The organism is Xanthomonas campestris pv. badrii (assembly GCF_012848175.1).
GTDB lineage: Bacteria > Pseudomonadota > Gammaproteobacteria > Xanthomonadales > Xanthomonadaceae > Xanthomonas > Xanthomonas campestris_C.
In genome coordinates this window covers 4,096,444-4,115,519 of record NZ_CP051651.1, presented here as the reverse complement: position 1 = coordinate 4,115,519, position 19,076 = coordinate 4,096,444, and the positions used below count along the sequence as shown (strand labels likewise).

General features: G+C 69.1%; 18 protein-coding genes. 12 read left to right on the top strand and 6 right to left on the bottom strand.

Annotation, left to right across the window (positions count from 1 at the left end):
- Positions 1-40: 40 nt before the first annotated feature.
- The gene (locus tag HG421_RS17545; RefSeq protein WP_169707478.1) at positions 41-1,048 is read right to left on the bottom strand and encodes a pteridine-dependent deoxygenase; all 1,008 of its coding nucleotides are present in this window, start codon (positions 1,046-1,048) and stop codon (positions 41-43) included.
- Positions 1,045-2,394, bottom strand: coding sequence for an NAD(P)/FAD-dependent oxidoreductase (locus tag HG421_RS17540; RefSeq protein ID WP_169708245.1), 1,350 nt, complete (start codon positions 2,392-2,394; stop codon positions 1,045-1,047). Before HG421_RS17540 ends, HG421_RS17545 begins: the two co-directional genes overlap by 4 nt.
- Before the next feature lie 302 nt (positions 2,395-2,696).
- Here HG421_RS17540 and xanC point away from each other — a divergent pair, with 302 nt between their 5' ends.
- From xanC to fabG, 9 genes are all read left to right on the top strand, one after another.
- A complete protein-coding gene (gene xanC, locus HG421_RS17535) occupies positions 2,697-2,966 on the top strand; it encodes a xanthomonadin biosynthesis acyl carrier protein XanC (RefSeq protein WP_005914783.1) in 270 nt (89 codons plus the stop codon).
- 37 nt (positions 2,967-3,003) lie between these two features.
- Entirely contained in the window at positions 3,004-3,687 is a 684-nt protein-coding gene (locus HG421_RS17530; RefSeq protein WP_169708244.1) for a ketosynthase, read from the top strand.
- Between the two features lie 54 nt (positions 3,688-3,741).
- A complete protein-coding gene (locus HG421_RS17525) occupies positions 3,742-4,491 on the top strand; it encodes a lysophospholipid acyltransferase family protein (protein WP_169707477.1) in 750 nt (249 codons plus the stop codon).
- Between the two features lie 71 nt (positions 4,492-4,562).
- Positions 4,563-4,790: a hypothetical protein gene (locus HG421_RS17520; RefSeq protein ID WP_228330571.1), complete on the top strand. Its 228-nt coding sequence runs from the start codon at positions 4,563-4,565 to the stop codon at positions 4,788-4,790.
- Positions 4,787-5,761, top strand: a complete 975-nt coding sequence (locus tag HG421_RS17515; RefSeq protein WP_064508424.1) for an acyltransferase — start codon at positions 4,787-4,789, stop codon at positions 5,759-5,761. The genes HG421_RS17520 and HG421_RS17515 overlap by 4 nt, the downstream gene beginning before the upstream one ends.
- Positions 5,685-6,332 (top strand): LolA-related protein, encoded by a 648-nt coding sequence (locus HG421_RS17510; RefSeq protein WP_169707475.1) that lies wholly within the window; start codon positions 5,685-5,687, stop codon positions 6,330-6,332. The genes HG421_RS17515 and HG421_RS17510 overlap by 77 nt, the downstream gene beginning before the upstream one ends.
- Before the next feature lie 138 nt (positions 6,333-6,470).
- Complete coding sequence (locus tag HG421_RS17505) at positions 6,471-8,837, top strand: MMPL family transporter (protein WP_169707474.1); 2,367 nt, start codon at positions 6,471-6,473, stop codon at positions 8,835-8,837.
- Positions 8,824-9,273: a phosphotransferase gene (locus HG421_RS17500; RefSeq protein ID WP_169707473.1), complete on the top strand. Its 450-nt coding sequence runs from the start codon at positions 8,824-8,826 to the stop codon at positions 9,271-9,273. The genes HG421_RS17505 and HG421_RS17500 overlap by 14 nt, the downstream gene beginning before the upstream one ends.
- A 167-nt stretch (positions 9,274-9,440) precedes the next feature.
- Positions 9,441-10,178, top strand: a complete 738-nt coding sequence (fabG, locus tag HG421_RS17495) for a 3-oxoacyl-ACP reductase FabG (RefSeq protein ID WP_169707472.1) — start codon at positions 9,441-9,443, stop codon at positions 10,176-10,178.
- A gap of 296 nt (positions 10,179-10,474) precedes the next feature.
- Here fabG and HG421_RS17485 read toward each other — a convergent pair whose 3' ends face one another.
- The 4 genes from HG421_RS17485 to HG421_RS17470 are packed head-to-tail and all read right to left on the bottom strand — an operon-like array spanning position 10,475 to position 14,881.
- Entirely contained in the window at positions 10,475-12,097 is a 1,623-nt protein-coding gene (locus HG421_RS17485) for an NAD(P)/FAD-dependent oxidoreductase (RefSeq protein ID WP_169707471.1), read from the bottom strand.
- The gene (locus HG421_RS17480; RefSeq protein WP_169707470.1) at positions 12,094-12,915 is read right to left on the bottom strand and encodes a glycosyltransferase family 2 protein; all 822 of its coding nucleotides are present in this window, start codon (positions 12,913-12,915) and stop codon (positions 12,094-12,096) included. Before HG421_RS17480 ends, HG421_RS17485 begins: the two co-directional genes overlap by 4 nt.
- A complete protein-coding gene (locus HG421_RS17475; RefSeq protein ID WP_169707469.1) occupies positions 12,912-13,685 on the bottom strand; it encodes a beta-ketoacyl synthase chain length factor in 774 nt (257 codons plus the stop codon). The genes HG421_RS17480 and HG421_RS17475 overlap by 4 nt, the downstream gene beginning before the upstream one ends.
- Positions 13,685-14,881 (bottom strand): beta-ketoacyl-[acyl-carrier-protein] synthase family protein, encoded by a 1,197-nt coding sequence (locus HG421_RS17470; RefSeq protein ID WP_169707468.1) that lies wholly within the window; start codon positions 14,879-14,881, stop codon positions 13,685-13,687. The genes HG421_RS17475 and HG421_RS17470 overlap by 1 nt, the downstream gene beginning before the upstream one ends.
- 218 nt (positions 14,882-15,099) lie before the next feature.
- Between HG421_RS17470 and HG421_RS17465 the strand changes: the two genes are divergently transcribed.
- Genes HG421_RS17465 through HG421_RS17455 form a run of 3 tightly spaced genes read left to right on the top strand, consistent with a single transcriptional unit; the run spans position 15,100 to position 19,029 of the window.
- A complete protein-coding gene (locus HG421_RS17465) occupies positions 15,100-15,360 on the top strand; it encodes a YcgL domain-containing protein (protein WP_169707467.1) in 261 nt (86 codons plus the stop codon).
- On the top strand, positions 15,353-18,673 hold the full coding sequence (locus HG421_RS17460) for an ankyrin repeat domain-containing protein (RefSeq protein WP_169707466.1): 3,321 nt from the start codon (positions 15,353-15,355) through the stop codon (positions 18,671-18,673). The genes HG421_RS17465 and HG421_RS17460 overlap by 8 nt, the downstream gene beginning before the upstream one ends.
- Before the next feature lie 26 nt (positions 18,674-18,699).
- Positions 18,700-19,029, top strand: coding sequence for a low molecular weight protein tyrosine phosphatase family protein (locus HG421_RS17455; protein WP_169707465.1), 330 nt, complete (start codon positions 18,700-18,702; stop codon positions 19,027-19,029).
- Positions 19,030-19,076: the final 47 nt, after the last annotated feature.

Below are 19,076 nucleotides of genomic sequence, written 5' to 3'. Positions count from 1 at the left end.
CCGTTTGAATGCAGCAGGCGGCACCTGCGGCCATCTGGGTTTATCCATGCACCCCATCGATCTCCACCGCCAGTTCGTCGCGGCAGATCACCGCATGCAGCAGCAGGCGCGGCACCGCATCGCCGAAGCGCGCATCCAGGGCGTGAGCGACCTTGGCCAGGTCGTCCTGCTCGCGCACATACACCTTCAGCCGGGTGCCGGCGCCGAACTGCGCGGGCAGTGCAGGGGCATGCGTACGCGCAGCACCGAGCAGCGCATCGAAATTGGCGAAGGTTTCTTCCAGCTGCGCCAGCAATTGGCCGGTATGCATCGAGGCATGCCCAACTACCGCAGCGGTGCCCGAGAGCAGCAGCGGCATGTCGCTGCCGGCCGGCGGCAGCATGGCGCGCGCAAAGCTCGGCGGCTGCGGGCCATACTGGCGCGGGTAGTTGTAGGCACTGACCTGGCGCGGATTTTCCAGCGGGGTGCCGGCATCGGCGGCGGCCAGCCAGTAGATCTGGATGATGCGTTCGGCATCGCAGCGGCCCACCGCGGTGGCGGCCGGTAGCTGCGCGGTGTCGAACGCGCCCAGGCCACGTGCGCGACCCACGCAGAACTGCCGGTAGCGCTCGCGGTCGCCGCTGCCCAGGGTGATGGCATCCAGGTAGTTCCAGATGCGCAGCAGGCGTGGCGTGTCGCTGCCGCTGACGAAGGCGGTGATCTGCGCATAGGCCTTGGCGGCGGCGTCTTCGATATCGACATCCCGCTCGTCGATCTCGATCACGCCGAACTGCAGGCGGCCGTCGCTGGACCAGGCGATGTTGCCGTCGCGGCCGCTACGCACCGGCGCATCGGTGCGCCACACTTCCAGCACATCGGCCTGGTACGGCTGCAGCGGCACGCGCAGATAGCGCGGGTCGTGCAGGCGCGGCGCCGCATCGCCGAAGCCGAACACGGCCAACACCTGCGCGTCGGCCAGCAGCAAGGCCGGGTCGGTCTGGTCGACATAGTCGACCTGCAGGCGGGGATGGCGCACGGCGTGCGTGGTCTGGGCCGGGGAAGCGGTCATTGAGCGTCTCGTCGTTGCGTGTCGCGGTGCAAGGTGTCGCCGTCGAAGCCGAGCTTGGCCTGGCGCCGGCGGTGGCGCCAGGAGTGCCAGGCGCGCGGCATCATCGACAAGGTGGTGAGCGCGTACAGCGCACGAAAGGCGCGCAGGCGGATGCGCACCTTGGGGCTGTCGAACACATCGCCGGCCAGCATCGCCACCACCGCCTGTTCCACCTGCCAGGTGTTCTGCGGCTGCGCGAACAGGGCGCGCATGGTGGGTGAGGTGAAGCGATAGATGAACCACTTGAATTCATCCACGCCGCGGGTCAGTTCGCGTTGTAGCGCGCGCTGCAGTTTCGCCTCCGACTGCGGCGTGCGCAGCGCGGCATCCACCATCGCCGCACCGCGCTCGGCGCCGTGCATGGCCAGGAACACGCCGGAGGAGAACATCGGGTCGACGAAGGTGTAGGCATCGCCCAGCATCAGCCAGCGCGGCCCGGCCATGCGCGTGCATTCGTAGGCGTAATTGCCGGTGGCATGCACCGGTGCCACGCGCTCGGCGCCGCGCATGCGTGCGTTGAGCTCCGGATTGAGCGCCAGCGTGCGCATCAAGAAGCCCTCGCTGTCGCCCTTGCGGGTCTTCATGTACTCCGGGTAGCAGACCGCACCCACGCTCATGATGTCGTCGGGCAGCGGGATCAGCCACATCCAGCCGTGTGCATGCCGGTAGATGCTGATATTGCCGGCATCCTCGCCCGGGCGCCGTGTCACGCCGCGGAAGTGGCTGAACAACGCGGCCGATTGATGCCTGGCATTGGCGCGCTTGAGCTTGAGCCGGGTGCCCAGAAAGGTGTCGCGGCCGCTGGCATCGAGCAGATAGCGCGGGCGGAACTGCTGCACGCCGCCGTCTGCGGTGCGCGCCTGCAACACCGGTTGTTCGCCGTCGAACGCCACCTGTTCCACGCTGACCTGTTCGCGCGCATCCACGCCCACCGCACGCGCACGCTTGAACAAGACCTGGTCGAACTGCGCGCGCGGCACCTGGAAGGCGAAGTCGGCCTTGGCGTCGAGCGCGTGGGAAAAGCGAAACGTGTTGTAGCCGCCGCTGTCGTTGGGGAAATCCGCGCCACGCTTGAGTACGCCGATCCGGCGCACCTGTTCGAGCACACCCAGGCGCTGGAGGATCGGCACGTTCATCGGCAGCAGCGATTCGCCGATATGAAAGCGCGGGTGCTGCTCCTTTTCGAGCAGGGTGACCGCCCAACCGAGCTCGGCAAGCACGATGGCCGCCGCGCAGCCGGCCGGGCCGCCGCCGACGATGAGTACATCCGGACACTCCGGTCCGGGAGCCGGCCCGGCTGCCGGCATGGCGGTCGGGGTGGGGCGAACAGCGGTGGAAATCATCCTGGAACAAACCTGCAGCGGGCCAGCGTCATGCAGTCATGATAGCCTGTCCGGCGGCCCGGGCAGCTGTGCGGGCCGCTGATCTCTTTTGAAGAACGACCGACAACGCGCACCGGTGCCCTGATGGGCGCGGGCGGTGCTCGGACCGGCGGTGACGGCAACGTACACTCCGGCTCGATGCGACGCCCATCGAAATCAATGGTCGCCCGCGATGCTGGTTGCTTGTTCCCATTTTGTTGCCTGACTCTCACCTGTGGAAGCCCTGGATGTCCTCGCAAACCGCTGCCGAACGTGAACTGGCCGAACTCCTGGTCGAAAGCCTGAACCTGGAAGACGTCCAACCCGCCGACATCGATCCGGAGGCGCCGCTGTTCAACACCGGGCTGGGGCTGGACTCGATCGATGCACTGGAACTGGCGCTGGCGATCAGCAAGCGCTACGGTTTCCAGTTGCGCTCGGACAACGACGAGAACCGTCGCATCTTCGCGTCGCTGCGCGCATTGTCGGCGCATGTCCAAGCCAACAAGACCGTCTGAGGTTCCGACCGCTGCGGCCAGTGACCCGCCGCCGTGGGTGCTGGGCGTGGGCGTGTTGCTGGCGGTGGCCTACTCGCCGCTGGCGCATTGGGCCAACGCCAGCCATCGCCCGGAGCTGGCCGTCATCGCCGGCGCCACGTTGGTGCTGATGGTGTTGATCGAACCGTTGGTGGCGCGGCGGCCATGGGCCTGGGGCCTGTGCGTGCTGATCCTGGTCGGCCTGGGCGCGTTGTGGCGCTCGCCGTACGCCATGCTGCTGCTGGCCGCCCCGCCGGTGGTGTTCACCGGCTGGGTGGCGTGGTTCTTCGGGCGCAGCCTGCGACGCGGGCGCACGCCGCTGATCACCCGTATCGTCGAGGGGCTGTACCAGCAGGCCGGGATGCCGATCACGCCCGACCAGTACCGCTATACGCGCAGGCTCACCCTGGCCTGGGCGCTGCTGCTGTGCGGGTTGACCCTGGTCAACCTGGTACTGGGGCTGTGCGCCGAACCCAGCGGCGTGCTGGCGCAGCTGGGCCATGCCTCGCCGTTGCCGATCGGCGATGCGCGCGCATCGTTGTTCGCCAATGTGCTGGTGTATGGCGTGGTTGGCGGGTTCTTCGTTGGGGAATATCTATTGCGCGGCCGCTGGTTTCCCCAGCGTCCCTATCGTAATCTGCCCGACTTCATGCGGCAGATGGCGAGGCTAGGCCCGGCGTTCTGGCGCGATTTGCTACGCTGAAAGCGTGGCCCAAGGGCACCGACGTACGTGCGCAGTTTCGGGGACAAGACAAAAATGCCGTTGGCAAGGATGCCGTCGCGCCTGGCGTGGGCTGTGTTCAACCTGTTGCAGTTGGCGTTCACGCTGGTGTTCACCGCCGGCGGCATCGCCTGTGCGCTGGTGGTGCTGGCGATCACCCGCGATCCCGATCGTCCGCTACACATGGGCCGCTGGATGTGGTCGTCGGTGCTGTTCCGCGGCGCGGGCGCCAAGGTGATCGTGGAAGGCCGCGAGCGGGTCGACTGGTCCAGGAACTACCTGTTCGTCAGCAACCACCAGTCGATCATCGACATCTGCGCACTGTTCCATGCATTGCCAGTGCCGTTGCGGTTCCTGCTCAAGGAAGAAATGCTCAAGGTGCCGTTCGTGAACTGGTATGCGCGCGCCACCGGCATGCTGTTCCTGGACCGCGACAGCCGCAGGGCGGGGGCACTGGTGCGGCGGCAGGCTGCCGCGCTGCTGCGTGAGGGCAAGCAGTTGTGTCTGTTTCCCGAAGGCACCCGCAGCCGCACGGGCGCATTATTGCCATTCAAGGCCGGGCTACTGCAGGCCGCTATCGATGCTGGCGTGCAGGTGGTTCCGGTGGCGCTGGATGGCTGCGGCAAGGTGCTGCCGGTGGATGGTGTGTTCAGGGTGCGTCCCGGCATCATCCGCGTACGCATCGGCGAGCCGATCGCGGTGACCGGGCCGGATGCGCCGGATCGTCAACAACTGACCGAGCAGGCACACAAGGCCGTGGCTGCAATGCTTCAACCCAGGATCTGAGTTTCGCGCTTATGGATTTCGTCGTGCCGCATGATCATCCCTGCCTGCCCGGGCACTTTCCGGGTCGCCCCGTGGTGCCCGGCGTGGTCGTGCTCGACCATGTGCTGCAGGCCGTGGAAGCACTGCATGGCCCGCGCGCGGCGGCACGGCTGCCGCAGGTGAAGTTCGTGCAGCCGCTGTTGCCGGGCCAGACCGCCTCGGTCACGCTGGAAGGCGACGGCCCGCGCTGGCGCTTTCGTGTGCAGCGTGCCGACCAGGTGCTGGTCAGTGGCGAACTGGTGGCGGAGGCGCTGGCATGAGCAATCACTGGAAGCAGCGTCCCGAAGGCGGCGGACGCTTCGCGCTGTGGCTGATCCGCGGCATCGCCCGCCACGCCGGGCGCGCGGTGGGACGTGCGCTGCTGTACCCGATCACGCTGTACTTCCTGCTGGTGCGTGCGCCCGAACGCGCCGCCTCGCGGACCTACCTGGCGCGGGTGCTGGGCCGCAAGGCAACGCTGCGCGACGTGGCCCGGCATATCCACACCTTCGCCTCCACCATCCTGGACCGGGTGTACATGCTGTGCGGGCAGATGCAGCGCTTCCGCGTGGACATCACCGGCCTGGACCAGCTGCATACGCAGATGGATCGCGGCCGCGGCGTGCTGATCTTCGGTTCCCACCTGGGCAGTTTCGACGCGCTGCGCGTGCTGGCCACCGAGCGCCCCGACGTGCAGGTCAAGGTGGTGCTGGACAAGGCGCACAACCGCGCCATGACCGACCTGCTGGGTGCGCTGAACCCGCAGCTGGCCGCCAACATTATCGATGCCGGGATGGATGCGACCTCGATCGTCATGGCGATCAAGGAAGCCACCGACGCCGGTGCGCTGGTGGCGCTGCTGATCGACCGCCCGCGCGAGGGCGACCCGGCGCTGCCGGCGATGTTCCTGGGCCGCAACGCGATGTTCCCGACCTCGCCGTGGCTGATCGCCGCCGCGCTCAAGGTGCCGGTGGTGCTGGCGTTCGGCCTGTATCGCGGCGGCAACCATTACGAATTGGCATTTGAGACCTTCAGCGAAGGCCTGGACCTGCCGCGTCGCCAGCGCGCCCCGGTGCTGGCGGTACTCATGCGCGATTACGCTGCCAGGCTGGAACATTACACGCGCTACGCGCCGTACAACTGGTTCAACTTCTACGATTTCTGGAATACCCATCATGCCGATGCGCCGCACCCTGCCGTGGATGCTGATACTGCTGTTCAGCGCCGCACCGCTATGCGCCGCACCGCCTGAGACCTTGGATGTCGGCCAGGTGCTGCAGCGCCTGGCGCGCCCGGCCCCGGTCAGTACCGAGTTCGTCGAACTGCGTGGCTCTGCCCTGCTGAAGACGCCGCTGCGCGTGCAGGGCCACTACCGCCGCCCGGATGCGCAGACCTTGGTGCGCGAGGTCAGCGCGCCGTATCACGAGACCACCACCCTGCAGGGCGACGAGGGCGTGCTGGAACGCGACGGCAAGCCGCCGCGCCGCTTCTCGTTGAGCCGCGTGCCCGAGCTGGCCGGGTTGAAATCCGGCTTCGGCGCGTTGCTGGCCGGCGACCGCGCGCTGCTGGAACAGCAGTATCGCCTCACTGGGCAGGGCCAGCCGCAGGCCTGGCAGCTGACGCTGCAGCCCAAGGACGCCGCGGTGGCCAAGCAGGTGCGCGAACTGCGTCTGTATGGCCGCAATGATGAGTTGCGGTGCATCGAGAGCGTACCCGCCAAGGGGGACGTGCAGCGCACGCTGCTGGCCGGCGCGGCCCGCGCGGCGGCCAGCGTGACCGATGTCGCGGCGCTGACGACGCTCTGCCACGGTCCGGGCGCGTGACCGCGCGCGGGAGGGTTGCGCCGGTCGTCTCCATAAAGATCACAACCTCCGCATCCGGCAAGCGCGTGCTGCCGATGACGATGCGTGCCGCGAACGCGGCCGGTGGACGTTCGGCCGCTGCAGTAGGACATCCACACCATGGCGTTTAAGTTGACCGCAAACCGCCGCATCGGCCTGGCATTGCTGTGGCTGGCCTTGCTGGCGATCGCTGGATTCTGGTTGAGCGAGACGCTCAAGGTCACCGGCGATCTACGTAAATTCATGCCCGCCCCGCGCACGCCGGCGCAGAAGCTCTTGATCGAGGAACTCGGCGAAGGCCCCGGATCGCGGCTGCTGCTGATGGCGTTGTCCAACAGCGACCCGGTCACCTTGGCCGAGCAGTCGCAGGCATTGCAGCAGGCCCTGGCCGCACAGCCGGAGCTGTTCGAACTGGTTGGCAACGGTGGCAACGCCGGGCTGGAGGCGATCCCGGAACGCCTGCTGCCGTACCGCTACCTGCTCAGCGACAGCTTCGACACGACGCGGTTGGACGCATCGACCCTGGAGACGGCGCTGCAGGCGCGCGTGCAGGACCTGGGCTCGCCGGCCGCGGCACTGGTGGAGCCGCTGCTGCCACGCGACCCCACGCTGGAAGTGCTGCATCTGGCCGAGACCCTGCAGCCGGCGGCCGCACCGCAGCTGCGCAACGCGGTGTGGTTCGATCGTGCCGGCAGCGCGGCCCTGCTGGTGGCGCAGACGCGGGCGGCCGGTTTCGATCCCACCGGGCAGCAGCTGGCCTACGACGCAGTGCAGGCGGCGTTTGCCAAGGTCGCCCAAGGCAGCACCACGCGGCTGACACTCACCGGCCCGGGAGCGTTCGCGGTGGAAATCACCGCACGCACGCAGGGCGAATCGCAGTGGATCGGCACGCTCGATACGGTGGGCCTGGTGCTGCTGCTGTTGATCGCCTACCGCAGCTGGAAGATCCCGGTCCTTGGCGTGTTGCCGCTGGCGAGCGCTGGCCTGGCCGGGCTGGCCGCGGTGGCGCTGCTGTTCGATGGCGTGCATGGCATCACCATTGCCTTTGGCTTCACCTTGATCGGGGTGGTGCAGGATTACCCGATCCACCTGTTCAGTCATCAACGCCCCGGTCTGGACCCACGCGACAACGCGCGGCATCTATGGCCGACGCTGGCCACCGGCGTGGTCTCCACCTGCATCGCGTATGTGACCTTCCTGTTCTCCGGGGTGGACGGCCTGCGCCAGCTGGCGGTGTTCACCATCGCCGGCCTGGCCACCGCTGCAGTCGGTACGCGCTGGCTGCTGCCGGCCTTGATCGACCCGGCCGCGCGCGACTACGCCGATTCGCGGCTGCTGGCCACGCTGTGGCGCGGCATCGCGCGGCTGCCGCGGCCACGCATCAGCCTGGCGGTGGTGGCGGCGATCGGCATCGCGGTGATCGCGTTTGCGCCCGGCCAGTTCTGGCAGAACGATCTCTCCAAGCTCACGCCGGTGCCGCCGAAGGCACTGGCCCAGGACACCCGCCTGCGCCAGGAACTGGGTGCGCCGGATGTGCGCTACGTGCTTGCCGTGCCCGCGGCCAGCGACGAAGCCGCGCTGCAGGCCAGCGAGCAGTTGCGGCCGCGCCTGGATGCACTGGTGCGCCATGGCGCGCTGACCGGCTACGACATGGCCGCGCGGTATCTGCCCAGTGCCCGGACCCAGCAGGCACGTCAGGCGGCGTTGCCGGATGCCGCGCAGGCGCGTGCCATGACCGAGCAGGCGGTAGCCACCACGCCGTTGCGCAGCGATGCGTTTGCGCCCTTCCTGCAGGATCTGGACACGGCCAAGCATGCCGCGCCGCTGCTGCCCAGGGACCTGGCCGGCTCGCCGCTGGCCACCTCGGTCGGCGGGCTGCTGCTGGGCCGCGGCGATCGCAGCACCGCGCTGGTGTCGTTGACCGGCCTGCGCGACCCGGCAGTGCTGGCAGCGGCGGTGCAGGGCAGTGATGCACAGCTGCTGGACCTGAAGGACGCGTCCGAATCGCTGGTGGCCGCCTACCGCGCACGCGTGCTCGGCGCGCTGGTGTTGGCCGCGTTGCTGCTGGCGGCGACGGTGGCGATCGCGCTGCGCAGCCCGCGCCGCATCGTGCGCGTGCTGCTGCCGATGGCGCTGACCACGGTGCTGATCCTGGCCATCCTGCGCGGCACCGGCGTGGAGCTCAATCTGTTCCACCTGATCGCGCTGATCCTGGCGGCCGGGCTTGGTCTGGACTACGCGCTGTTCTTCGATCATGCCGGCGACGACCACGCCGATCAGCTGCGCACGCTGCATGCCCTGATCGTGTGCAGCCTGATGACGCTGCTGGTGTTCGCCTTGCTGGCCGCCTCCAGCATCCCGGTATTGCGCGCCATCGGCAGCACGGTGGCGCTGGGAGTGTTGTTCAATTTCATTCTGGCCTTGCTGGTGTCGCGCGAACCGGCGCTGGAACGCATGGCCAACGGAGAGCCGCATGCAGGGACGTGACGCGATTGCCGCCTTGATTCCGCACCAGGGCGCGATGTGCCTGTGGGAAGAGGTGGTGGAGTGGGATGCGCAGCGCATCGTGCTGCGCAGCCTCGCGCACCGCGACCAGACGCATCCGTTGCGCGCCGCCGGGCGCCTGCGCGCGCTGCATCTGTGCGAATACGGCGCGCAGGCGATGGCCGTGCATGGCGGCTTGCTGGGCCGCGCCTCGGGCAAGCCGGTGCGCCCGGGCATGCTGGTGGCCTTGCGTGGCGTGGAGCTGCATGTGGCCTATCTGGAGCAGCTGCCCGAGGCGATCGTGTGCCAGGCGCAGGTGCTGATGCAGGGCGAGGACAGCCAGCAATACAGCTTCCGCCTGACGCATGGCGAGCAGTTGCTTGCCGAAGGGCGAGCGACAGTGATGCTGAGCGCCGCACAGGCCGTCGACGCCACGTAGGAGCGCGCCTGCGCGCGATGCAGCGTTACCGGCGAGGCCACATCGCGCGCAAGCGCGTTCCTGCATGATGCGGGCGATCGAGATGCGGGCGATCTATCCCGCGGCCCGCGGCAGTCGCTAGGATGACGGGCTCGCCGCTGCCGTTTGCGGCTTTCATCGAGGCATCCATGAGCACATCCCTTCCACAGCGTCGTGCGCTGGTGACCGGCGGCAGCGGCGATCTTGGCGGCGCCATCTGCCGTCAGCTGGCCGCGCAAGGCCGGCATGTCATCGTGCATGCCAACCGCAACCTGGCGCGCGCCGAAACCGTGGTGGCTGCGATCGTTGCCGACGGTGGCAGCGCAGAGGCGGTGGCCTTCGATGTGGCCGACGCGCAGGCGGCCACGGCCGCGCTGGAGGTCCTGCTGGACAGCGGCCCGATCCAGATCGTGGTCAATAACGCCGGCATCCACGACGACGCGCCGATGGCGGGCATGAACGCTGCCCAGTGGCATCGTGTCATCGATGTGTCGCTGCATGGGTTCTTCAATGTCACCCAGCCCTTGCTGCTGCCGATGGCACGCACGCGCTGGGGCCGCATCGTGAGTGTGTCGTCGGTGGCGGCAGTGCTGGGCAACCGCGGGCAGACCAACTACGCCGCAGCCAAGGCGGCGCTGCACGGTGCCAGCAGGTCGCTATCGCGCGAGATGGCCAGCCGCGGTATCGCAGTCAACGTGGTGGCGCCGGGCATGATCGAAGGCGAGATGGTCGGCGAGAGCTTCGCCCCGGACGTCATCAAGCAACTGGTGCCGGCCGGACGCGTGGGCAAGCCCGAGGAAGTGGCCGCGCTGGTGGCGTTTCTGTGTTCGGAGTCCGCCGGTTACATCAATGGCCAGGTCATCGGCATCAATGGTGGGATGGGCTGAGAGCGGATGGTCTGCGCCTTTGCTGCAGGGCCCTTGCCCGCCCACCATCGCAGGACACGCTGCAAGTACATCCATGTAAGCTCCGTGGCGGCATCCATGCCGCCAAGGGTCCCGCGACGGTGGCGGGCAAGGACCAGTCGAGAGGGTCGGTGCGCAGGGCTTTCAATAAAGCAGCCCACTGACTGTCCGGTGGGGCATTGCGCACTGGATGCCAATGCGCTCACGTGCTGCACGTACTGCTCGAAAAAGTGCGTTGTACGCCGAAACTCGCCGCGCATCGGCGCGCGCGCTCAAACTCACGCCGCGTCGGCGTACCACGTGGCGGTCAGGATCGCCTCGCCGCTGGCATCGGCCGTCAGCGCGTCCAGGCCGTGGTCGGACAGCTCCGGGTGGCGTTGGCGTGCCTGCTGCAGGATTTCCCGGGCCAGTACCGCCATCTGCGCCACGTTGCGGTGGATGCGTGCGGCAAAGGCGTCATCGTCCAGGGTGTCGTTCAAGGCGCCATTGAGTTCGTTGAACCAGCCGATCAGATACTGGTCCAGCAGGCGTCCATCGCTGCCGGTGATGCCCTGTTCGGTGTTGCGCACGCCCCAGTCGTGCAAGACGCGCTGCATGGCCAGATTCATGTCGCGCGCGTAGAAAAAGTCTGCCTTCATGCGCGCCAGCAGGCTCAGGTCGGCGATGCGCCCTGAGCAGAACAGCGGCGCCAGCAGCGACCAGTAATAGGTGTAATCCCAGATCACCTTGACCGGCATGACCTGCTCGTCGCCGAACAAGGCATATTGATCCTGGTACAGCGTCAGGGTGTTTTCGTAGAACGAAAAATACAGCTGCTGGTACAGCTCCACATACGGGCTGAGCGATTTGCCGGCGCGGTCGCGGCCGATCAGCTCGCAGATATAGGTGTTGGAAATCGCGATGAAGTCGCTGCCGGGCGAATAGAACGGATCCAGGAACAGGCCGGCCTCGCCGGTGAGCGCCCAGCGCTGCGCGGAGAACACCTGCGTGCAGCCATAGGAGAACTTGCGCAGGAACAGGAAATCCTGCAGCCGGTAGTGCGCACTGTCGAGCGTGGCGGCCACCTGCGGTTGATGCAGGCGCAGCCAGTCCATGGCTTTTTCGTGGGTGTTCATCGTCTCCAGCGGATGCATCGCGGCATCGCAGACGATGCCCAGCGAATGCGCTCCCGACGACAGTGGAATCAGCCAGAACCAATAGCCCGGCCCGCACATGTGATTGGTCGAACGCCAGCGGTCCGGCGGGGTGCAGCGCTGCAGCCAGCTGCTGTCCTGCGACCAGCCGTTGGGGTCGATCAAGCCTTCCACGCGCCACCACACCGCGTTGGCATTGTGTGCGTTGTCCTGCGCCAGGCCGAGCTTGCGCTTGAGCAGGCCGGCGCGGCCGCTGGCGTCCACCACCCAGCGCGCCTGCAGCGTGCCGGCAGTGCCGGCGCACTCGTAACGCACCGCATGGTCGGCGTCGTCCTCGGCCAGGTCCACGCCCTTGACGCTGCAGCCATCGATAAAGGTGATGCCCTGCGCGCGGGCGCGCTCGCCAAGGAAGTTTTCGAAGCGGCCGCGGTCGATCTGCCACGATGGCGTCGGCAGGATCTTGCTCACGCCCAGTTCGGTGCAACGGTCGATGTCTTCGCGCTTGTCGGAGAAGAAGAAACGGAACCCGAACTTGCGGATCTGTTCGATCTCCAGATGCTCGCGCAGATCCAGTACCTGGGCGAAGTAATGCGCGCCGATCTCCACCGTGGATTCGCCCACCTTGAAGGCGGCCTCGCGCACCGGGTGGGCGCGCCGTTCCAGCACCGTGATGGCCAGCGCAGGGTCGCGCTGCTTCAGTTGCAAGGCCAGGCTTAGGCCGGCCAACCCACCACCGGTAATGACGACATCGGCGCGCGCTGCATTCATGAGGAGTGGGTGCTCTTGGTGACCGCGGGCACAGTAGCAAATTCGCCATCGACATCGTCAACGATCACCGGGTTGGCGCGCACGCGGCGATATTCGCGCCAGACATGGCCATACGCCCAGACCTGCTTGACCACATGCGAGGTGATGTTCCACAGGTCGCGCACCAGCCGGAAATGGCTCTTGCGAAAGGTGCCTGGCGCGCTGCCGGCGTAGCGGGTCTCGATCGGCACCGCCACCACCCGCGCGCCGGCCTGGCGTGCGGCCGAAATCAGCAGCTGCGCTTCGAACACGAAGCCTTCGCCGGGCACATTCGGCAGGGTGAACACCGCCGCCGGATACAGCCGTTGGCCGCTCTGGCTGTCCACCAGCTGGAAACCGCAGCCCCAGGCGATGCCCCAATCACCGAAATCGTTGCCGATACGGCGAATGGTGGGCTGGGTGGCGCGCTTGCGCATGCGTGCGCCGATCACCACGCTGCCGGGGTGGCGGTTGGCCGCGGCCAGCAGGCGCGGAAAATCGGCGGCCTTGTGCTGGCCATCGCCGTCCATGGTCATCACTGCGCGCATGCCCAACTGCTGGGCCTTGGCAAAGCCGCTGCGCAGGGCGGCGCCCTTGCCCATGCGCTGCGGGTGGCGGATCACGGTGACCGGCAGGTCGGCGATGCAATCGGCGGTGCCATCGTCGGAGCCGTCGTCGATCACGATCACCTGCGGGCAGTGCTGCAGTGCATCGGTGACCACTTCGCGGATACGCAGCGATTCGTTCAACGCCGGCACCAGGATCGCGGTGTCCTGCGGCGTCAGCGGCACGCGGCTCACGGCAGGATCTCCACGCGCAGGACCCGGCCAGGGCCGGCCTGCAACGCCACGCCGTCGCCACGCCCGGCCAGCAGTTCGAACAACGGCAGCATCGGCGCCATCGCATTGCCGGCGATCTGCTGTGCCAACGGGCCATCGCCCGGCGACGGGGTGCCATCATCCAATCGCGCACGCAGCTGCGGCTTGCCTGCCTGGCCGGCGCTGCCGAGCACCAGGGCGCCGCCGAGCAGGCCCTGGCTGGGCGAGATCCGGCCCAGCGGCCCGACCGAACGCGCGTCGTAGCCGGCCAGCAGCACGGCCTCCACGCCGGCGGTGAGTTGCACCAACGCCTCCAGCAGCCCTTGCGCGAAACTGGCATCGGAGGCGCTGATGGCCGTGGCCGGCGTCATTGCACCCGCGCCGATGGTCCAGTACCCGGCGGCGGCGTTGTGCACGGAGTTGTGGAACTTGGTCGGCGAGATCGCCAGCGGGTCGCTGGCCAGGGTGGTGCACATGTAATCGGTGATGGCCAGGTCGCCATGGGTGGAGGTGAACACCGACGGCAGGCTGGTCGGGTCGCGGCCGGCAGCGATGCAGGCGGCCAGCGCTGCCTCCAGCGACACCGCCACCGTGTCCGGTGCGCGGCGGCGCTCGTTGGCGGCCAGCAGCTGCGGCGCCGGGCGTGCCGGGGTCTGCTGCAGCGCGGCACCGTGCACCAAGGCGCATGCGGCCTCCCAGCTGGGCAGGCCCTGGCTCCAGAAGCCGATCCCTTCGATGCTGGCAGCGAGCATCAGCGGGCCCGCCCGAACAGCAGCGAGCAGTTGTTGCCGCCAAAGCCGAAGGAATTGTTCATGGCGTAATCGATCCGGGTATGGGCGTTGTCGAAGCGGATCTGCGGGCCGCAGGCCGGGTCGGGCACGTCGCTGTTGAGCGTGCCCGGCAGCAGGCCGTCGCGCAGCGCCAGCAGCGCGATCACCGATTCCACGATGCCGGCCGCGCCCAGGGTGTGGCCGGTCCAAGCCTTGGTCGAGCTGGCATGCAGGGTGTCGGGGAAGATCGCCGCCACCGCGGCCGCTTCCACGCTGTCGTTGGCCGGGGTGGCCGTGCCGTGCAGGTTCAGATAGCCCACCGCGGCCGGCTCCACACCGGCGCGTTGCAGCGCGCCGCGCATCGCCAGCTGCGCGCCCAGCCCCTGCGGGTGCGGAGCCGACATATGGTGCGCATCGCTGGATTCGCCATAGCCATACAGCCACACCGCCGCGTCCGGTGCGGCGGCGGTACGTTCGACCAGCGCAAAGCCGCCGGCCTCCCCCAGGCTCAGGCCCACGCGCCGCGCATCGAACGGCTGGCACGGCTCGGGCGCCACCACCTGCAGGGAGTTGAAGCCGAACAGCACGCTGCCGCACAAGGTATCCACGCCACCGACCAGGGCCGCATCGATCACCCCGGCCTCGATCAGCCGCGCCGCCTGCGCGAACACCTTGGCACTGGACGAGCACGCGGTGGCCACGGTCACGCTGGGGCCGCGCAGGCCGGTGGCGTGCTGCACGAAGTCGCCCAGCGAATGCGGGGTGTGCACGATCTGGCGGTCCAGATCCGGCGGGAAGCGCGCGCCGTCGGCGTCTTCCACCAGCCGCGTATAGGCCTCTTCGCTGGCACCGATGCTGGAAGTGGAGGTGCCGATGATCACCGCCACGCGCTCGGCGCCGTAGCGCTGCGCGGCAGCCTGCGCCGCGTCCAGCAGGCCGTCCTGCTGCAGCGCCAGCCAGGCCAGGCGGTTGTTGCGGCAGTCCCAGCGCTGCAGTGCATCGGGAAGGACTACCTCTTCCACGCCGTCGACGCGGCCGATCCAGCACGGCAGCGGTTGCGGCCCGAAATCGTTGCGACGCAGGCCGCTGCGGCGCGCCTGCAAGGCGGCGGCCTGGGCGGCGAGCCCGGCGCCGAGCGCGGTGGTGGAGGTGTAGGCGGTGACGGCGACCGGGGCCATCTGGGACGGATGCTGCGCTTGGCTCACGGTGGTCTGGCTGGCAAAAAGTGCTTGCAGTATATCGGTGGCGTGCGCCTGTCCCATCGACGCCACAACTGAACGTGCCGGTCATGTCGCTGACGCGGCTGGGATTTTTCGCACCCGCCGCGCTTTCGCCATGGCCGCAATTGGGACACAATCGACGCGACCTACCGCTCTTCGAGCGCGATCACGCGCGCATGCACGCCTACGTCTATAAAAGCCAACGCAAGCAGGACACCTTCGTCTATCTCGCCACGCGTGACGACTTCGCCGGTCTTCCTGCTGCCGTGCACGCGCAGTTGGCGCCGTTTGCCTTCGTGCTGGAGGTGGTATTGACGCCGGAGCGCCGGCTGGCGCAGGCCGACGCGGTCACGGTGCGCGAGGCGCTGGGCAAGCACGGCTTCTATCTGCAATTGCCCAAGACCGTGGTGCTGGCAGGCGAGTGCGACCATGACTGATCCGCAGCGTGCCGCGCGCCTGCGCGCCGCAGCGCTGGCGGCAGCAGCCGGCGTGGTGTTGTCCCTGCTTGGCGGCCTGGGCGGCGGCATTGCCGCACTGAGCCTGTGGCTGGCCCAGCCGGCGTTCGCGCTCGCGGTGTCGTGGGCGCGCGGGACCCGTGCGCTGCCGGCGCAGCCGCGCGCCATCGCACACGCGCTGCCGCCGTTGCTGGCGATCTGGGGGGTGGGCCTGCTGGCGCTGGCTGCATTGATCAGCTGGCCGCTGACTGCGCTGCGCGACAGCGGCAGTCTGGCCGCCGCGCTGGCGCTGAGCGTGGCGATCAGCGCGGCCCTGCTCGGGCTATGGCGGACCTGGCCGTTGTGGGGCGAGGTCGAACGCGATGGCGGCGCGCTGGCGCCACGCTGGCATGCGCTGGCCACGCAGGAACTGCATGCCTGGCGCGGGTTGCTGGCGGCTGCACTGGTGCTGGCGATGTGCACGCTGTGCGTGACCCTGGCCTGGCCGGGCGGCGTGTCCGCCGGGCTGCGTTGGGGCCTGGCGATCGCCGCCTGCGTGGCCTTGCCGGCCGCCCACCTGCTGTTGCAGCGCACCGCCGCGCCATCGCGCAGCACGGCACCGGCCGCCCCGCAGGCGGCTGATTTCTTCAACGAAGCGGCCGCCGCGCCGCGCCCGCTGGAGCCGGTGGCCCAGCATCAGCTGGTACCCGAACTGTTCGAGGCCGCGCGCAGCGGCCGGGTGGATCGCGCGCTGCAGTTGCTGGAGGCCGGTGCCGACCCGCAGGCGATGCCGCTGCCGGAATGGCGCGACCAACGCAGCCTGCCGGCACTGGCCGCGGTGCTGCCGGACCTGCGCCTGCTGCGCGAGTTGATCGTGCGGCGCGTGGACGTCAACCAGCCGCACCGCGGCATGACCCCGCTGCTGGCCGCCACCCGCGACAGCTGGCATGGCCGCCCGGATGCGGTGATGACCCTGCTGGCCAACGGCGCCGATCCGCGCGCCAGCGACAACGACGGCAACACCCCGCTGCACCACGCCGTGCGCAGCTCCGACCCCGGCGTGGCCGCGCTGCTGCGCGATGCCGCCGCAGAGCTCGATGCGCTCAACAACGATGGCCATTCGCCGCTGGCGATGGCCTGCCAGGTCGGCAACTGGCGGTTGGCCAAGTTCCTGCTGGAGCGCGGCGCGCAGTCCGAACCGGAGGGCGGCGCGCCGGTCTTGCTGGCCGCGGCCGGCACCGAAGAAGACGACCCGGCCGGCGTGCAGTTGCTGCTCAAGCACAAGGCGCGCGTGGATGCGCGCGACCGCCAGCGCCGCAGCGCCCTGCACGAAGCCGCACTGGCCGGTCATGGCGACATCGTCGAAGCGCTGCTGTCGGCCGGCGCCAACCTGGATGCGCGCGATCTGCTCGGCCGCACTCCGTGGCTGGATGCCGCCCGTCAGGCGCGCAGTGCGGTGCTCGAACGCCTGCTCGCACGCAAGGCCGACGTGCTGGCCATCGATGGCGAAGGGCGCAATGCGGTGATGCTGGCCTGTGCGGCCGATAGCGTCTCGCCGGCACTGATCCGCCGCCTGCTCGAATTGCAGGTGCCGGCCGATGCCGCCGATGTGCACGGCCGCCGTGCGGTGGACGTGGCGGCCGAAGCCGGGCGCTGGGCCATCGTGCAGTTGCTCGATCCCGCCTATCCGCTGCCGGCCGCGGTCAGCGATGCCCCCGGCGATACCCCGGGCGTTTCCACGTTGCCGGACCGCCCGCCGCTGGTGCTGCTGCGCGAGGGTCTGCAGCTCGGCCAGCGCGACAGCCTGGGCGCGCTGGCCAGGCTGTGCGGGCCGGAAGAACTCGGCGGCCTGCTGCACGATGCGCATGTGGCCTTGAATGCCGAGGCGGTGGACTGGCTGCTGCGCCACGGCGCCGATGCCGAGGTGCGCGACGCCTGCGGCGATGTGCCGATGTTCGCGCTGCTCTCGCGCGGCCTGGAGGCCGTGCCTGCCCTGCAGGTGCTGCTGCGCCATGGCGTCTCGCCGGCCGGTGCCGGTGGCCTGACCCGCTTGCTCAGCGCCTGCGTGCAGCACGATGCCGCCTCGCGGGGGCTGGAACAGTTCGCGTTGGAGTTGCTCGAGCGGGGTGCCGACCCGTTCGCGCCCTCGGCCGCGGGCGACCCGCCGTTGTCGCTGGCCGTGCGGCTGGGCTGGCTGCGCCTGCAACAGTGGTTGCTGGAACACGGCGTGGACCGCGAGGCGCGCGACAGCCACGGCATGACGGCGCTGCACCTGGCCACCGCACTGGGCCGCGAGGCGGCGCTGAAATTGCTGGTCAAGCAGGGCGCCTCGCCGGACGCGCGCGCTGCCGATGGGCAGACCCCGCTGGGCGTGGCGCTGTCGATCGGGCGTCGCGATCTGGCCGACTGGCTGGACTGGCGGATCTGGGCGCTGCCGCGCCGCGCATTGCGCGAGGCGGACGTGCCGGCGGCTGCGATGACCGGCGACACCGATGCGGTGCGCCGCCTGATCGACCTCGGCCTCACCGTCGATGCGGTCGATGCGCAGGGCTGCACCGCGCTGCTGCGCGCGGCCGGCGGCGGCCATCTGGGCGTGGTGGCGCACCTGCTGAGCCGTGGCGCCGATCTGCAGCGCGCTGCCAACAGTGGCGCCACGCCGTTGTCGGCGGCGGTGAGCATGCGCCAGACCGAGATCGTGGCCGCCCTGCTGCAGGCCGGCGCGCAGATCGAGCACCGCCTGCCGGGCGGGGTTACCGTGCTGATGCTGGCCTGCGCGCTGGGCATGCCGGATATCGTGGCGCGCCTGCTCACCGCCGCCGCCGACGTGCACGCCACCGACAACCAGGGCCTGGCGCCGCTGCACTGCGCGGCGTTGTACGGCTTCACCGCACGCGACACCACCCGCCTGCTGGCCCTGCTGGACACGCTGCTGCTGGCCGGCGCCGATCCCGATCATCTGGCCGGTGGCCGGGTCAGCCCGCTGCTGCTGTTGCTGGGCGCACGTGCCGAACCGGGCACTGCCTGCGACGAGAAGGTGGTGCTGGCCGGGGTCGAGCGCCTGCTCGATGAAGACGTGTCGCTGGAGGTTGCCGATCAACGCGGCTTCGGGCCGCTGCACCTGGCCGCCCTGCATGGCCTGCCGCTGCTGGTGCAGCGCCTGCTGCGCGCCGGTGCCGACGCCGACCGCCGCGACGCGCTCAACCGCACCCCACGCGAGATCGCCATCATGCGCGGCTTCATCGATGTGGCGGGCCAGTTCGAACCGGCGTTGCCGGGCGTCTCGTCGATGGCGCGCTTCCTGCGCGAGGGGCGCTGAGCCTGCGCGGCGGCCAACCGCTGCGGGTGCTGTTCGTGTGCAGCCGCAACCGCCTGCGCAGCCCCACCGCCGAGCGCGTGTTCGCCGACTGGCCCGGCGTGCAGGCGCAATCGGCCGGGCTGGCCGCCGATGCGCACGTGCAGGTCACCCCGGAGCTGTTGCAGGAGGCAGAGGTGGTGCTGGTGATGGAACGGCGCCATCTGCAGCTGCTGCGCAAACGCTTCGCCGCGCATCTGCGCCACTGCCGCGTGGTCTGCCTGCAGATCCCCGACGACTATGCCTACATGGACCCGGCACTGGTTCGCCGGCTGGAACACACGGTGCCACCGCTGCTGCGGTTGCCGGCGCAGTCGTAACCTGATCCCGACACCGCGCGTGCAAGACTGCGGGCTCTTTCGCAGGA

Excerpts from the sequence above, each read along its gene's own strand:
- HG421_RS17545 (WP_169707478.1), bottom strand. The coding sequence starts at position 1,048 with ATGACCGCTTCCCCGGCCCAGACCACGCACGCCGTGCGCCATCCCCGC.
- HG421_RS17540 (WP_169708245.1), bottom strand. The coding sequence starts at position 2,394 with ATGCCGGCAGCCGGGCCGGCTCCCGGACCGGAGTGTCCGGATGTACTC.
- xanC (WP_005914783.1), top strand. The coding sequence starts at position 2,697 with ATGTCCTCGCAAACCGCTGCCGAACGTGAACTGGCCGAACTCCTGGTC.
- HG421_RS17525 (WP_169707477.1), top strand. The coding sequence starts at position 3,742 with ATGCCGTTGGCAAGGATGCCGTCGCGCCTGGCGTGGGCTGTGTTCAAC.
- HG421_RS17515 (WP_064508424.1), top strand. The coding sequence starts at position 4,787 with ATGAGCAATCACTGGAAGCAGCGTCCCGAAGGCGGCGGACGCTTCGCG.
- HG421_RS17510 (WP_169707475.1), top strand. The coding sequence starts at position 5,685 with ATGCCGATGCGCCGCACCCTGCCGTGGATGCTGATACTGCTGTTCAGC.
- HG421_RS17505 (WP_169707474.1), top strand. The coding sequence starts at position 6,471 with ATGGCGTTTAAGTTGACCGCAAACCGCCGCATCGGCCTGGCATTGCTG.
- HG421_RS17500 (WP_169707473.1), top strand. The coding sequence starts at position 8,824 with ATGCAGGGACGTGACGCGATTGCCGCCTTGATTCCGCACCAGGGCGCG.
- fabG (WP_169707472.1), top strand. The coding sequence starts at position 9,441 with ATGAGCACATCCCTTCCACAGCGTCGTGCGCTGGTGACCGGCGGCAGC.
- HG421_RS17485 (WP_169707471.1), bottom strand. The coding sequence starts at position 12,097 with ATGAATGCAGCGCGCGCCGATGTCGTCATTACCGGTGGTGGGTTGGCC.
- HG421_RS17475 (WP_169707469.1), bottom strand. The coding sequence starts at position 13,685 with ATGCTCGCTGCCAGCATCGAAGGGATCGGCTTCTGGAGCCAGGGCCTG.
- HG421_RS17470 (WP_169707468.1), bottom strand. The coding sequence starts at position 14,881 with ATGGCCCCGGTCGCCGTCACCGCCTACACCTCCACCACCGCGCTCGGC.
- HG421_RS17465 (WP_169707467.1), top strand. The coding sequence starts at position 15,100 with ATGCACGCCTACGTCTATAAAAGCCAACGCAAGCAGGACACCTTCGTC.
- HG421_RS17460 (WP_169707466.1), top strand. The coding sequence starts at position 15,353 with ATGACTGATCCGCAGCGTGCCGCGCGCCTGCGCGCCGCAGCGCTGGCG.